This is a genomic window from Betaproteobacteria bacterium (assembly GCA_016791345.1).
Taxonomy (GTDB): Bacteria; Pseudomonadota; Gammaproteobacteria; order Burkholderiales; family JAEUMW01; genus JAEUMW01.
In genome coordinates this window covers 1-14,170 of sequence record JAEUMW010000343.1, presented here as the reverse complement: position 1 = coordinate 14,170, position 14,170 = coordinate 1, and the positions used below count along the sequence as shown (strand labels likewise).

At 61.6% G+C, this 14,170-nt stretch carries 12 protein-coding genes, 1 tRNA gene and 2 rRNA genes; 8 read left to right on the top strand and 7 right to left on the bottom strand.

Going from position 1 to position 14,170, the window contains the following annotated elements:
- The 5 genes from JNK68_13570 to JNK68_13550 form a co-directional block, all read left to right on the top strand.
- A 23S ribosomal RNA gene (locus tag JNK68_13570) occupies window positions 1-384 on the top strand; the annotation flags it as partial.
- A gap of 130 nt (window positions 385-514) precedes the next feature.
- Window positions 515-628: ribosomal RNA gene (gene rrf / locus JNK68_13565) — 5S ribosomal RNA — on the top strand.
- A gap of 252 nt (window positions 629-880) precedes the next feature.
- Window positions 881-1,657 (top strand): glucose-1-phosphate cytidylyltransferase, encoded by a 777-nt coding sequence (gene rfbF / locus JNK68_13560; GenBank protein MBL8541382.1) that lies wholly within the window; start codon window positions 881-883, stop codon window positions 1,655-1,657.
- A gap of 194 nt (window positions 1,658-1,851) precedes the next feature.
- Complete coding sequence (locus tag JNK68_13555; protein ID MBL8541381.1) at window positions 1,852-2,901, top strand: SDR family oxidoreductase; 1,050 nt, start codon at window positions 1,852-1,854, stop codon at window positions 2,899-2,901.
- A gap of 26 nt (window positions 2,902-2,927) precedes the next feature.
- A complete protein-coding gene (locus JNK68_13550) occupies window positions 2,928-3,872 on the top strand; it encodes a glycosyltransferase family 2 protein (protein ID MBL8541380.1) in 945 nt (314 codons plus the stop codon).
- Window positions 3,873-3,906: 34 nt separating this feature from the next.
- Here the strand turns inward: JNK68_13550 and mdoH are convergent, their stop codons facing one another.
- The 3 genes from mdoH to JNK68_13535 all read right to left on the bottom strand — a co-directional run bounded on the left by mdoH (window position 3,907) and on the right by JNK68_13535 (window position 9,137).
- Window positions 3,907-6,438 carry a glucans biosynthesis glucosyltransferase MdoH gene (mdoH, locus tag JNK68_13545; protein MBL8541379.1) on the bottom strand — a complete coding sequence of 844 codons (2,532 nt, stop codon included), beginning with the start codon at window positions 6,436-6,438 and terminating at the stop codon, window positions 3,907-3,909.
- Window positions 6,411-7,895 (bottom strand): glucan biosynthesis protein G, encoded by a 1,485-nt coding sequence (locus tag JNK68_13540; protein MBL8541378.1) that lies wholly within the window; start codon window positions 7,893-7,895, stop codon window positions 6,411-6,413. Before JNK68_13540 ends, mdoH begins: the two co-directional genes overlap by 28 nt.
- 156 nt (window positions 7,896-8,051) lie before the next feature.
- Window positions 8,052-9,137 (bottom strand): acyltransferase, encoded by a 1,086-nt coding sequence (locus tag JNK68_13535; protein MBL8541377.1) that lies wholly within the window; start codon window positions 9,135-9,137, stop codon window positions 8,052-8,054.
- A gap of 188 nt (window positions 9,138-9,325) precedes the next feature.
- Between JNK68_13535 and JNK68_13530 the strand changes: the two genes are divergently transcribed.
- Entirely contained in the window at window positions 9,326-10,585 is a 1,260-nt protein-coding gene (locus tag JNK68_13530; protein ID MBL8541376.1) for an oxygen-independent coproporphyrinogen III oxidase-like protein, read from the top strand.
- Here JNK68_13530 and JNK68_13525 read toward each other — a convergent pair.
- The 4 genes from JNK68_13525 to thiS form a co-directional block, all read right to left on the bottom strand.
- On the bottom strand, window positions 10,524-10,988 hold the full coding sequence (locus JNK68_13525; protein ID MBL8541375.1) for a DUF1499 domain-containing protein: 465 nt from the start codon (window positions 10,986-10,988) through the stop codon (window positions 10,524-10,526). The genes JNK68_13530 and JNK68_13525 overlap by 62 nt on opposite strands.
- A gap of 45 nt (window positions 10,989-11,033) precedes the next feature.
- Window positions 11,034-11,714: a tRNA (guanosine(46)-N7)-methyltransferase TrmB gene (gene trmB, locus JNK68_13520; protein ID MBL8541374.1), complete on the bottom strand. Its 681-nt coding sequence runs from the start codon at window positions 11,712-11,714 to the stop codon at window positions 11,034-11,036.
- Between the two features lie 42 nt (window positions 11,715-11,756).
- On the bottom strand, window positions 11,757-12,554 hold the full coding sequence (locus JNK68_13515) for a thiazole synthase (GenBank protein MBL8541373.1): 798 nt from the start codon (window positions 12,552-12,554) through the stop codon (window positions 11,757-11,759).
- 72 nt (window positions 12,555-12,626) lie between these two features.
- Window positions 12,627-12,830, bottom strand: a complete 204-nt coding sequence (gene thiS / locus JNK68_13510; protein MBL8541372.1) for a sulfur carrier protein ThiS — start codon at window positions 12,828-12,830, stop codon at window positions 12,627-12,629.
- 120 nt (window positions 12,831-12,950) lie between these two features.
- Here thiS and JNK68_13505 point away from each other — a divergent pair.
- Both JNK68_13505 and JNK68_13500 read left to right on the top strand, forming a co-directional pair.
- Window positions 12,951-13,024: transfer RNA gene (locus tag JNK68_13505), tRNA-Gly, on the top strand.
- A 145-nt stretch (window positions 13,025-13,169) separates the two neighbouring features.
- Window positions 13,170-14,170 (top strand): hypothetical protein (locus tag JNK68_13500; protein MBL8541371.1); only part of this gene is annotated, 1,001 nt, incomplete at its 3' end.

Here is a 14,170-nt window from a genome sequence, read left to right as displayed (position 1 = left end):
TCCTAGTACGAGAGGACCGGAGTGGACGCACCGCTGGTGTACCGGTTATGACGCCAGTCGTATCGCCGGGTAGCTAAGTGCGGAAGTGATAAGCGCTGAAAGCATCTAAGCGCGAAACATGCCCCAAGATGAGACTTCCCCGGAGATCACCTTTATGCGCATCATTACAGCGCAGCCCGGATGCTCGATGCCCGAGCCCTGCCCAAGGGCGAGACGCATCACAGCACACACCGGGAAACATGCAGGCACGATCGGCAAAAGCTCGTGCGCATAAAGGTGGTCTCCCTCAAGGGTCGTCCGAGACCAGGACGTTGATAGGCCGGATGTGGAAGGCGAGCAATCGTTTGAGCTAACCGGTACTAATTGCCCGTGCGGCTTGATCCTATAACCCCGAACATCAGGGAATAAAGGCGGCTGCAATCCAATACCCCTTTGACTTATCCTTCCGAATCCGTCGCCCCTTGAAGAACACCGCCCCCGGCGGGCCGTTCCCAAGGTAGCGACACCCGAATTGCCTGGCGGCCATAGCGCGTTGGACCCACCCCTTCCCATCCCGAACAGGACCGTGAAACGACGCAGCGCCGATGATAGTGCGGATTGCCCGCGCGAAAGTAGGTCACCGCCAGGCTCACCTACCCCCACCCAAAGCCCTCCTCACCGAGGGCTTTGTCGTTGGTACTACACCCGTCGGCGCCCCCGTCAAGACCTAACAGTCCCTCCGTCGCCCGGAGGCCGCCCACAGTTACCTCCCAGCTATCATCCCGGCTCTGAGTCGCTTGCCTGCACCAAGTGCCTAATGCAAAGCAACAACGACGTATGATCAACCCACGGTGCAAGCAAGGCGATTCTTGTCGATAGAGATCGGAAAAGGGAAGTCGCAATGAAAGCCATCATCCTAGCGGGCGGATTTGGAACACGCCTTTCTGAAGAAACAGTTCTCCGACCAAAGCCGATGGTCGAGATCGGTGGGAAACCGATTCTGTGGCACATCCTCAACATCTTTAGCGCTCACGGCATCAACAACTTCGGCATTGCCTTGGGTTATCGTGCCGAGATGATCAAGGAATACTTCCTCAACTTCTATGCTTTGAATAGCGACATCTCGGTCAATCTGTCTGATGGCCGCACCACCATTCACAACGATGGATCCACTCAGCCACCTTGGACGGTGTACTTGGCTGACACCGGCCTACACACGCAGACGGGAGGCCGTCTGAAGCGTTTGGCGAAATGGATCGGTGACGACGACACGTTTCTTTTCACTTACGGCGATGGTGTTGCTGATATCGATATCTCGCGTCTCATTGCATTTCACAAGAGCCATGGCAAGCTTGCGACCGTAACCACGGTTCGTTCGCCAGCGCGCTTCGGCCGACTGGCTTTCTCGGGAGATCGCGTGACCGAGTTCTTTGAGAAGCCATATGAAGGTGAGGGATGGATTAACGGTGGTTTCTTTGTTCTGGACGTCAAGGCGCTGAACTACATCAGCGACGATAATACTGTCTGGGAGCAGGAAACTGTCGAGAGACTCGCGTTAGAAGGTCAGTTGATGGGCTACCGCCACTACGGCTTCTGGTCGTGTATGGACACCCTCCGCGAGAAGAACTACCTTGAGGAACTTTGGCAATCCGGTGATCCTCCCTGGAAAGTGTGGTAACCCCCTTGAGGCCGGGCCGATTTTACGGCGTACTCACCCAACAAAAGATCGACTGAAACTGCTTCTACCGGCTGCTCGCATGTCACTCCAGCCATCAATCCCATCGCAGTGTGCTTCCATACTCTCTCTGGCTTCAGCAGCCCGGCGTATCGGGCGACCTGCACGGCCTATTTCTTGACGTCGAAGGAGCAACATTGAAGATTCTCGTCACAGGTCACGAAGGTTATATCGGTTGCGTTTTGGCACCCCTGCTCCGTCAGGCCGGACATGAAGTCGTCGGCCTTGACATCGGATTATTCGTGGGATGCGACTTCAGCGATCCCGGCAGGGAGTTTCCGGCGGTGCAGGTAGATCTACGGGATGTCGAACCTCGCCACTTAAAAGGCTTTGACGCCGTCATGCATCTGGCGGCGCTCTCGAACGATCCGCTAGGTGATGTGAATCCACAGGTCACTTACGATATCAACCACTTGGCATCTGTTCGCTTGGCCGAGGCCGCGAAAAAAGCTGGTGTTAAGCGGTTCATCTTCGCTTCGTCCTGCAGCCTTTATGGGGCGGGCGGGGATGACTATGTCGACGAGAAGGCAGACTTTTTCCCGGTTACCCCCTATGGAGAGTCCAAGGTGCTGGTGGAACAGGATGTGTCGCGCCTTGCGGATTCCAACTTCTGCCCGACTTATCTTCGTAACGCGACCGCGTATGGGGTGTCGCCGCGTCTTCGCGCCGACATTGTTGTCAACAACCTCACGGGATATGCTTTCACCACCGGCAAGGTTCTGCTGCAAAGCGATGGTTCACCGTGGCGGCCATTGGTCCACATCGAAGATATTTCGAGGGCGTTCCTCGCCGTTCTGGAAGCGCCTCGCGAAAACGTCTTCAACGAGGCGTTCAACGTTGGAAGGACCGAAGAGAACTACCAAATCAGGGACTTGGCGCGGATGGTCGAGGAGCGAGTACCACGTAGCGTCGTCACTCTTGGCGCAGGCGCTGCACCGGACAAGCGGGACTATCGAGTGAGCTTCGAGAAAATCAAGCAGAAGCTCCCGGAGTGGCAACCGAGGTGGACGGTTCCCCAAGGCATCGCCGAGCTTTATGAAGCATACAAGGGGCATGGTCTTACTCTCGATGAGTTCGAGAGCACTCGCTACCTTCGCATCAAACGCGTAAGGTCTCTTCAGAACGAGGGGAGACTCAGCAGTGACCTCCGCTGGACGAAGCCGGCGCAACGTCGCACCGTCGGATAACAAACAAACTGCCAGAACTGTTTGCAATGAGCGCAGAGAGCCAAGTTGACGTTGCAGCACCTGTCGTAACCTTGGGAATGCCGTTGTTTAATGGCGCGCTCTACTTGGTCTCTGCGCTCGATTCGCTGCTTGCGCAAACTTTCGAACGATTCGAGATTGTAATCTCGGACAACGGCTCAACCGACGGAACGGAGGAGATATGCCGGAGTTACGCCGACAAGGATCGGCGGATCCGCTACTTCCGTCACGACGTCAATAGGGGCGCTGCGTGGAATCACAACTTCCTGATCATGGAAGCTCGTGGACGCTACTTCCGATGGCATCACTATGATGACCTTTGCGAACCCCGTCATCTCGAGCGGTGTGTCGCGGCACTCGAATCCAGCCCCGCTGCGGTGCTGGCTTACCCGCGCACCGTACTGATCGACGCTGCGGGGGGAATCACCTCTCACTACGACGACAGGCTGGCACTCGGCGAGGCGGCGGCTCACGCGAGGCTCCGGCACTTTCTAACCAATGTTTACCTGTGCAATCCGGTGCTCGGATTGATCCGGCTGGACGCCCTGCGACGTACGGCGCTGCATGGCGCCTACGTTGCTGCCGATCATGTCCTGCTTGCCGAACTAGCGATGCAGGGACGTTGGGCGGAGGTGCCCGAAGCGCTGTTCTATCGCCGATTCCACGCGGCCAAGTCTACCGAAGCGAATCGCAACCTGAGGGATCGGGCTGCGTGGTACGACCCCCGGCTGCGCAAGGGCATGCTGATCTGGCCGAATCTTAGACTTTTCTCGGAGCGGTTGCGGGCGGTAGGTCGAGCACCCATCGGACTTCACGAAAAGATCCGCTGTGCATGGGTCGTGATCGCGTGGCAGACCGGTTTCGTGACCCGGATGTACCGCCAGCGTTGGGCGAGGCGTCTTGCGCGCTTCGTCGAGTGGGCTGGTCTAAACGCAAGAGTCGGTAAGGGCTAGACAGACCCTGCGGAATTGCTCTTCCGCGGTTTGTTCATTGAACTCCTTTGCCACCTCTGGACCACGTCGGATGCAATTGTTCGGCCGTCCAGACTTCGAAATGAAGCTGCGATAGCGCCACTGGGTCGTCCAGCAAGAGTGCGCGTTCCTTGGCATTCACTGCTTCGGGTCCGGCAGCTAGCGCCCTTACCACGCATTCCTTTTGTTCCGCGCTTGGCTCGAGCGTATGTTCGTGCTCGCCGCGCGCACTCCCCGTGGTGCAGGCCACGGCGTTCGCGATCGGATCCACCACGGCCATGAGAAAGTCGGGCGCCTCCGCAGCACGTTTGAGATAGCGGTTCGTCATCCTGATTTCCAGAGGTGGCCAGGATTCTTCGGGAATGAGGAACAGGCGCGCCTTGCGAAAGCGCTGTCCGAGCGAGGCACGACTGGTGAACACCGAGAGCGGGATCGAGAGGATCAGCGCCCCGACGATCGGCAACAGCCACCATAAAAAGGCGGGATTGAGCCAGTAGATGCCACTTGCCCAGGCCACTCCGAACAGTGTCTGTGTGCCATGTCGCTTGACGGCCTCGGTCCAGGAGGTGGCGGCATCCTCGCGCGCGGGGGATTTCCAGCTCACCGTCCAGCCCATCAGGGCGGTGAGCACGAAGCGGGTGTGAAAGAGCATGCGAATCGGTGCAAGCAGGGCCGATGTGATCATCTCGGCGAAGGTGCTGGCCATCAGGCGAACGCCATCGCCATAGGGATGCGTGCCCTTCGCACCGAGCAGCAGCATGCCGAAGATCTTGGGCAGGAAAAGCAGCGTGGCGGTGGCGCTGAAGAGGGCGACCGCCCATTCCGGGTGCCACTCGGGCCAGACGGGGAACAACTGATAGGGTTCGGGAAAGTAGGTGGGCGGCTTGAGCGCGTGTTCCGCGAGCAGCCACGTCGACACGATGAGGAAAGCGAACCACAGCGGTGCAGACAGGTACGCCATCACCCCGGTCATGAAGACTGCGCGGTGCGCAGGGTGCAGACCCTTCATGAGAAAAAGACGGAAGTTCATGAGATTGCCCTGGCACCAACGGCGGTCGCGCTTGAGTTCGTCGATCAGGTTGGGTGGCATCTCCTCATAGCTGCCGGGTAGATCGTAGGCAATCCACACAGCCCAGCCGGCGCGCCGCATCAAGGCGGCTTCGACGAAATCGTGCGACAGGATCTCCCCGGACAGTGATCCGCGTCCCGGCAGCCGCCCCAGCGCACAGTGCCGAATGAAGGGAGCGACGCGGATGATCGCGTTATGTCCCCAATAGTGCGATTCGCCGAGCTGCCAATAGTGAAGTCCTGCAGTAAAGAGCGGACCGTACACGCAGGTGGCGAACTGCTGGATACGTGCGTAAAGCGTGTCGCGGCCGGCGGCGCGCGGGGCGGTCTGGATGATTCCAGACCTGGGATTTGCCTCGGCCATGCGCACCAATCTGGTAATGCAGGTGCCGCTCATGACGCTGTCGGCATCGAGCACGATCATGTAGCGATAGTTCTTGCCCCAGCGCCGGCAGAAATCGGCGACGTTCCCGCTCTTGCGCTTGATCCGGTGTCGCCGCCAGCGATAGAAGATGCGCCCGAATCCCCCGACCGCTCGGCACAGGTTGAGCCACGCCGCCGCTTCTGCGACACGCGTTTCCGCATCGTTCGTGTCCGAGAGCACGAAGAAGTCGAAGTGACGCAACTCGCCGGTCAACGCCACGGATCGATAGGTTGCGCGCAGACCGGCGAAAACGCGTGCGACGTCTTCGTTGCAGATCGGCATTATGACGGCGGTGCGGGCACCATCGGCGATGGTGGCATCGTCCGCTGTCGTGCGCGAGATGGCGTAGCGGTCGCGTCCCAGCAGGAGGACGAGGAAGCCGGCCATCGCAGTCCAGAATCCGGCCGAGACCCAACCGAAGAGGATCGCGAACAGAACGAGCAGCAATGTCTCGAGTGGCTGACCGCCGTGATACGGCAGCACCGCGCTCATGAACTCCGTTGCTACCACGGTCTGCATGATGACGAGTGCCAGCAGGACGAGGCGGCGTCGCAGGCCTGCAGGTTGCCAATCGACAGTCTCTGCCCCGGAAACGTCGGTTTGTTCGGTCGAGTCCTCGGGGTTCTCGTCCCGCCGTCGTGACCTGTGCGGTACGATGAGCTTTCCACTCCAAGGGCGCAGCACGCGGGCGAGCCATCCTTTCGCCCAGGCCTGCGGCACCATCGACGACCGATTGAGCGGTGGCGTGGTGACAAGGCGCAGGCGCGGCGGGCGCTCCGGGGCGAGGTGCGGGCCGTTCGCGTCTCCACCATAGGCGAGTGCGAGCCGCTGCTCGATCGAGCAGTAGGCCGGGTTGTCGTCCGAACCGGCGCCTTCCGCCAGCACGCGATGCAGGTTGGCCATCGCCTCGCGGGCGTTCCCGGATGTCATGCTGCGCACGCGCGCCATCACGGCGTGGCGCTTCTCCTCGCTGATCGGCAACCGGTCGAGATACGCGACGCAGCGGTCGAAACGATCGCGCGGGTCGGTCAGTCCGGAGGCAGTATGTAGCTCCATGTTTCGGATACCGTATTGGCGTCCCCTTTGAGGAACGCACGAATCTCGACTGGCTTCGAATCGTCGAGCCGCTTGACACGAAGCACCATGCGCCATCCCCCGGTGACGTCGTTTCGATGAACGACCTTCTCGACGATCTCACCGTTCGAATCGGCCGTGACATTGCCGGACAGTGTTGCGTCGGTCGGTAGCTTTCTCAGTGCAGGGCCTTCGAAGTCGATGACGAGACCGATGCTCGAGTCGGGATTACGGGTGTATCCGCGTCCGCGACGGGTCTGGGTGACCCATGCGAGCGGTGGACGCGTCTCCGAGTCCTTCTGCCACAGGATGCGGTATTCGAAATCGAACGGCTTTCGGGGCACGGGGGCCGTCTCCGGCGCCCAGAATGCCACGATGTTGTCATTGGTTTCGTCCGGCGACGGAATCTGCACGAGTTCAACGCGGCCGGTGCCCCACTTCCCTTTCGGTTCGACCCACGCGCTCGGCCGTCGTTCGTAGTGCGCCTCCAGATCCTCGTAGCCAGTGAAGTCACGGTCGCGCTGCATGAGGCCGTAACCCAACGGATTGTCGAGCGTGAATGAAGTGACCAGCAATCGCTTCGGGTTGGTGAGCGGTCGCCAGATCCACTCTCCGGTACCGGACTGAATCAGCAGCCCGTCGGAATCGTGGACTTCCGGGCGATAGTCATCGGTGCTCGACTTCTGGTTCTCGCCGAAGGAGAACATGCTGCTCAGCGGCGCGAGCCCGAGCTTGGCCACATGCTCGCGCAGGTAAATCTGCGCCTTGACGTCGACGACGGTTTCGACGCCGGGCCTTACCAGAAATCGATAGGCGCCCGTTACGCGCTTCGAATCGAGAAGACCATATATCGTGAGTTCGCGCGCATTGGCCGCGGGCTGTTCGATCCAGAACTCGACGAAACGAGGGAACTCCTCACCGGAGATCAGCGCCGTGTCTACGGCGAGCGCGCGCGCGGAAAGCCCGTAGACCTGACCCTTTCCGATTGCGCGGAAGTAGCTTGCTCCCAGGAACACCAGGACTTCATCCTTGTGCTTCGGCGTATTCACCGGGTAATGCACGCGGAAGCCGGCGAAGCCCATTCCCTGCAACTTCTGCCGATCCACCTTGTTGCCGCCGAAGTCGAACAGGTCCGGACTGTACTTGATCTCGCGGACGCGTCCGCCGACGATCTCGTTGATCGTCACCGGTTGATCGAAATAAAAACCGCGGTGAAAGAACTCGAGTTCGAACGGCAGTTTGGAGCCTCGCCACCAGGCGTCGACCGGTTTGTAACGGATGTCTCGATAGCGATCGTACGTAAGCCCCTGCAACTCCTTCGGCAGTGGCGTGCCTTCGGATTTCTTGAAGGGCGCGGCCGCCAGTTGTTTCGCTTGCTGTGCAACGTCCGCGAAGCCGAAGGCGTGCGCGCCTTGCACAAAGAGCAGCGTCAGCAGCATCACGCAGGCTGGCAACCAGGGGCGTGCGAACACTACGGCAAAGCGCGGTCCTGCCGCTCGCGGCGCGTGCCAGCGTGGGAACTCACCCAACGATCGGAACTGCTGCGCCGTCCGTGATGCGTCCGGCAAGAGTATACAAATCATCCTAAATCATCTTCATAGTGGGGCCGCTGCGGTCCCGGAACGCGAACGGTCTGTGCCGGTGACGCGCATCGTTCGTCGCTCGACCATTTCGTAAAGCAGCCAACCCGCGCTTATGCTGCTCGCCCACGCAACCAGAAGCCCGACGATGTTGGCCGCAGGATCGGCCTGGAAATAGCGAAAGACTACCGCGTTCACGAGTATGCACACGGGAAAGTGAACCAGGAACACGGAGTAGGAAATGCGTCCCAGAAACGACAGCCAGGGCGCAGGCCGCCAATGCTCGAAGGTGCGCGTTCCGGAAGCCATGGCGAGCACGAGGGCTGCCGTCAGCGCGACGAGCAGACGCGGCCGGAAATCCATCGCGACCGAGAGCACCGCGAGAACCACCAGAACGACCAGCCAGAACGGGGAAAGGGTGCGATTGACAGTCCAGTAAGCGAGAATGCCAAGACCATAGGATGCCATGAAATAGAGCGCGCAAGCGTCCCAGTCCGGATCGCGATTGAAATAGAAGAGGGAAGCGATTGCGAGCCCGAGCACCAGCAGGGGTATCGCCCATTGCATCGCCGGTTTCGTGCCGTGTGCGATGCGGCCAAGACACAGCACGGCGACGAGCAGCGCGAAGAGCTGGAAGTCGATCGCAACATACCAGACGCCGGCAGAGAGCGATTCAAAGCGGAGGATGTCGTGCAGCAGAACGGCGTGCGCCGCGAACTGCGCCAACGTGGGCGCTGCCGGTACAAAGTCGTGGTCCATCCAGTCGCGGGTGACGCCGGCAACGGCGATGCTGAGAAGAATCGCTGCAATGTACGGGACAGCGAGCCTGCAGTAGCGGCGCCAGAGCACTGCCGACGGGGACGAGAACGCAGCGACACCTTTCGGTGCCAGGGTTCTTGCGGCGAGGAATCCCCCCACGACGAAAAACACCTGCACCGCCATGCGCGCGTTGCAGTACAGCCAGTCGAACAGCCCGGCAGCATGCTCGGATCCGAATTCGGACATGGGTCCATAGGCGGCGAGGTGGTGCAACACGATGAACTGTGACGCCAATGCCTTAAGGGCATCGACGAGCGGCGTGCGCGGGAGGGAGTGGCTCACTGGAGTCTGGCGCTGCAAGCGTAGATCGACCTCTGTGGCCGCGATTCTCCTTGTGCTTCGGCGTCGCGGGACATGGCGAGGACCCGGCTATTCTAGCGCAGACGGGCCGATCACCGACTGCCGCGCGCTGGCAGGCCGTGCGGACGCCGGCTACCATGCGGACATGAACGGTCCACGGTGCCCGCCGGATGCCTGAGATTGCCGTCCCCGTCTCAGGTGGCGCGGCGGGGATCCGCTTTGCCGTGCTGCCGCCGCTCTCGGTGTACGTGCACGTGCCGTGGTGCGTGCGCAAGTGTCCGTATTGCGATTTCAACAGCCACGAAGTCAAGGAGGCCCTGCCGGAGCGGGACTACGTCGCAGCCCTGACGACGGACCTGGAAAGCGCCCTGCCGCAGGTGTGGGGCCGCAAGGTGTACACGGTGTTCTTCGGCGGCGGCACGCCGAGTCTTCTGTCGGCCCGTGCGATAGACGATGTGCTCGCCGCAATCCGCGCACGGCTGCCCGTAGCCCCCGATGCCGAAGTGACGCTGGAGGCCAACCCCGGGACCTTCGAAGCGGAAAAGTTTGCCGCCTACCGTGCGGCGGGCGTCAATCGCCTTTCCATCGGCATCCAGAGCTTCGAGCCGCGACAGCTGCGGGCGCTCGGCCGTATCCACGACGATCGCGAGGCGCGTCGCGCCATCGAGATCGCGCAGGCGAGCTTCGACAATTTCAATCTCGACGTAATGTACGGTCTGCCCCACCAGACGCTGGCGGAGGCGCGCACCGACATCGAGACGGCGGCGGCCTGCGGGGCTCCGCACTTGTCCGCGTACCATCTTGCGATCGAGCCGAACACCTACTTCCATCGCTTCCCGCCGCCGCTGCCTGCCGACGACGTTGCGGCGGACATGCAGGAGATGATCGAGGGCGTCCTCGCGTCGCAAGGCTACCGAAACTACGAGACGTCCGCGTTTGCGCGTCCTGGCAGCGAATGCCGCCACAACCTGAATTACTGGCGCTTCGGCGACTATCTGGGCATCGGCGCCGGCGCGCACAGCAAGATCTCGCTGCCGAACCGCGTTCTGCGCGAGGCGCGGGTGCGGCATCCACGCGCCTACATGGCAGCGGTCGGGCGGGGCCGACACGTCGATGTCGCGCAGGAGGTGGTGCCCCGCGAACTGCCCTTCGAATTCGTGATGAACGCGCTTCGCTTGAGCAGCGGATTTCCGCTGCGCTTGTTCGAGGAACGCACGGGGCTGCCACTGGCGGTCGTGCTACCGGGGCTAGACGTCGCCGAGGCTCGCGGGTTCATCGTGCGGGATCACGAGCGCGCCGTGCCGACCCCGCTCGGTCGCCGGTTCCTGAACGACGCGCTGCAGATCTTCCTGGCGTCACCCGAGCCGTCTACTCGACCATCCCCTTCTCGCGCAACTTTGCCCTCAGTTTCTCGATGCGTTCGCGATTGACGCCGAGATCGTAGTAGCCGACGCGGGAAGCCGAGCGCACGGCGATCTCGGCCTGCTGTGCGCGCAGGAGGAATTCCACGTCATCGGTAAAGCGAAACCATCCCGTGGAGAATTCCGCACTGAGGTAGTCGGGTGTGGCGCGCACGATCCCGACATCGGGCATGGCTTCGAGCAGGTGTTTGAGGTCGGCCCACGCCTCTGCCGCCGGAACTTTGAGGCGCAGCGGCGCGATGGCGTGCCGGGGATCGGTTGCGTCGCTGTTGACGCAATTCCTGTGATCCGGGCAGGCTGCGAGCAAGCCGGATTTTGCGCCCGGAGCCTGGGCGTATGCACAGCCCTGCAGCGCGAGTGCGAGTCCGGCCGTGATGCCCAGGCGGGCCGTGGAGTGGACCGAAATTCCCATGGCGATCCTCCTTGATTCGCGTGCATGTTGATGCGCCGATCTTCGCTAGATGCGCCGGAAGACGATGTCGTGAACGGCATGTCCCAGCCGTAGTCCGCGCTGCTCGAACTTGGTGAGCGGGCGATACTCCGGGCGAGGCGCATAGCCGCTGGCGCTGTTCGCGAGACCCGGATGGGCGGTGAGTACGGTCAGCACTTGCGCGGCGTAAGGCGCCCAGTCGGTGGCCACGTGCAGGTATCCGCCCGGCTGCAGGCGCTCCGTCAGCAAAGCGACGAAGGGCGGCTGAATCAGGCGTCGCTTGTGGTGCCGCGACTTCGGCCAGGGATCCGGAAAAAAGATGTGCACTCCGTGAAGCGCGGCAGGCGGAATCATCGCCTGCAGCACCTCGACCGCATCGTGCTGAATCACACGCACGTTGCGAAGACCGCGCTCCGCGATCAGCTTGAGCAGACTGCCGACGCCGGGTGAATGGACCTCGATACCGAGATAGTCGTTCTCGGGATGGGCCGTTGCGATGGCCGCAGTGGTCTCGCCCATGCCGAATCCGATCTCGAGCAACCTGGGCGCCGGGCGACCGAATTCAGCATCGAGATCGAGATGTGCCGCCCGGAACGGGATGCCGTAGCGCGGCAGCAGTTCGGCGCAGGCGCGCTGCTGAGCATTCGAGATGCGTCCCTGGCGGAGGACGTAGCTTCGAATCGGGCGGATGTCGGTTCCTGGTTCCATGGATACGGCGCACGTCTTCGCACCGTCCGGTTCACGTGCGGCTCAGGCCGCCCTGGACGCCGGCGAGATCAACCCGGCAGTCGGGCTGCTTGGCGCTGCCGCGTAGAGCTTTCTCGGCATGCGGCCTGCGCGATAGGCCTCGCGGCCGGCCTCCACCGCCTTCTTCATCGCCGAGGCCATGAGCACTGGGTCCTTCGCCGCAGCAATCGCCGTGTTCATCAGAACGCCATCGCAGCCGAGCTCCATGGCGACGGCGGCATCGGACGCGGTGCCCACACCGGCATCGACGAGCACAGGGACGTTTGTGTTCTCGATGATGATCTCAAGGTTCCACGGGTTCAGGATGCCCATGCCGGAGCCGATGAGTGATGCGAGAGGCATGATGGCGCAGCAGCCGACGTCCGCCAGTGCCTTGGCCACGATCGGGTCGTCGGAGGTATACACCATCACGTCGAAGCCTTCCGACACCAGCGTTTTCGCCGCCTTCAGGGTTTCGACGACATCCGGGAAGAGCGTCCTCGGGTCGCCCAGCACTTCGAGCTTCACGAGCGTGTGCCCGTCCAGCAGCTCACGCGCGAGCCGCAGGGTCCGCACCGCCTCCTCCGCCGAGTAACAGCCCGCGGTGTTCGGCAGAATCGTGTACTTCGAGGGTGGCAAGGCTTCGAGCAGGCTCGGCTCGTTGGCGTTCTGCCCGATGTTGGTGCGGCGGATGGCGACGGTGACGATCTCTGCGCCGCTCGCGTCCACGGCGCGGCGGGTCTCGTCGAAATCCTTGTACTTGCCTGTGCCGACGAGCAGGCGTGACGTGTAAGTGCGACCGGCGATCACGAGCGGATCCATGGCGAGAGCCTTCACGGGTTCAACGGGGAACTGACAGATTACCTGCTGTGAGGCGAATTGTCCCCGACGCGTTCAGCCGCCGCCCACCGCCACCACGATCTCGATGCGATCGCCATCGGCGAGCCGCTGCTCACCGAACTGGCTGCGTGGGACGATCTCGCCATTGCGCTCGAGGGCGATCTTCTTGCCGGTGAGCTCCAGCTGCTCCAGCAACTGGCTCACGCTCATGACCGCGTCGAATTCGCGCGGCTCTCCATTGATGGTAATGGCGATCACTGCTAAGCTATGTCTTGGTTTTCAACGGCTTAAATTCTAGCACGCGCGCGTCGCACGGTGGGAGGGCGGTAGCGACGTGCGATCCGGGGCGGTCCTTCAGAGGCCGACTTCGCGCAAGATGCGGGTGTAGTTCAATGGCAGAACGGCAGCTTCCCAAGCTGCATACGAGGGTTCGATTCCCTTCACCCGCTCCAGTCCCGTTTTCCCCTTCAGCGTTCCAGATCGCGCCCCGCGCGCACGCTGCACTCTTGGCGATCTTGTTGACAAGCATTCGCATTAGCGTTTAACTCGCGGGGCGTCTACCCGCATCCAGTTGCGGGGCTCACCAGGGATAAAAAAATGAGAACTCGCAACGCCCTTGCATTCGTCCTGTTCGTGACCTTTCTTGGCAGTGCCGGCCTGAGTCATGGTACGGGCACCGCCAACGATCCCTTCGACCTGCGCGCGATTCAGCGCTATCTCACACCCAAACAGCGCCTGGGTTCGGCACTTTTCTTCGACACCGATCTCTCGCAGCCGAAGGGACAGTCCTGCGCCAGCTGTCACGACCCGCGATTCGCATTCACCGATCCGGACAAGCGCTTCCCCACGTCCAAGGGCGTCATCCCGGGCCGATTCGGTAACCGCAACACGCCCACCGCGATGTATATGGCGTACAGCCCGGCGTTCGGCTTCAACAAGGAAGAAGAGCTTTTCGTCGGCGGGCAGTTCGTGGACGGTCGCGCTGCCACGCTGGAAGAGCAGGCCAAGCAGCCGTTCCTGAATCCCCTGGAAATGCACAATCCGAACAGGGATCGCGTGATCCAGAAAGTCCGGCAGGCCCAGTATGCGCCGCTCTTCAAGGAGGTTTATGGCAAGGACGCGCTCTGGGACACCGATGCTGCCTATGCGCGCATGGTGGATGCGATCGCCGCGTTCGAGCACACTTCTTTGTTCAACCCGTTTTCGTCAAAGTACGACGCGTACCTCGCCGGTCGCGCCAAGTTGACCGCGCAGGAATTGCGTGGACTCTTCGTCTTCGAGAACGAACGCAAAGGCAACTGTGCTGCGTGCCACCCGAACCGGCCTGCCAAGGACGGCACACCGGCCGTCTTGACGGATTTCACCTACGACAATATCGGGGTGCCGCGCAATCCGTACAGTGCCTTCTACGATCTTCCTCCCGAATTCAACCCCGACGGCAAGCGGTTCGTCGACAAGGGTCTGGGCAAGATCGTCCATCGCGCCAACGAGAACGGTAAGTTCAAGGTGACCACCTTGCGCAACATTGCCCTTACCTCGCCCTATATGCATAACGGCTACTTCAAGAGCCTGCGCGCCGTGGTCGACTTCTATAACAG